At 52.5% G+C, this 303-nt stretch carries 1 protein-coding gene; it reads left to right on the top strand.

The annotated features are described in order from the left end of the window. Window positions 1-303 (top strand): DDE-type integrase/transposase/recombinase (locus AB9F29_RS22080; RefSeq protein ID WP_369757273.1); only part of this gene is annotated, 303 nt, incomplete at both ends.

Here is a 303-nt window from a genome sequence, read left to right as displayed (position 1 = left end):
TGTCGCTGAGCAACCAAACCAGAAGTGGGCAGCTGACATCAGCTATATTTGGACGCGAGAAGGCTGGCTCTATCTTGCTGTGATCTTGGATCTGCATTCGCGCCGAGTGGTCGGTTGGGCTGTTAGTAACCGAATGAAACGCGATCTGGCCATCCGGGCATTGAACATGGCAATAGCCTTTCGGGCACAACCAAAGGGCTGTATCCATCACACGGACCGGGGCAGCCAATATTGTTACCACGATTACCAGAAGATTCTGCGCCTGCATGGCTTCAAGGTATCGATGAGTGGCAAAGGGAATTG

The organism is Falsihalocynthiibacter sp. S25ZX9, assembly GCF_041205405.1.
Taxonomy (GTDB): Bacteria; Pseudomonadota; Alphaproteobacteria; order Rhodobacterales; family Rhodobacteraceae; genus Falsihalocynthiibacter; species Falsihalocynthiibacter arcticus.
This window is presented reverse-complemented; position numbering and strand designations above follow the sequence as displayed.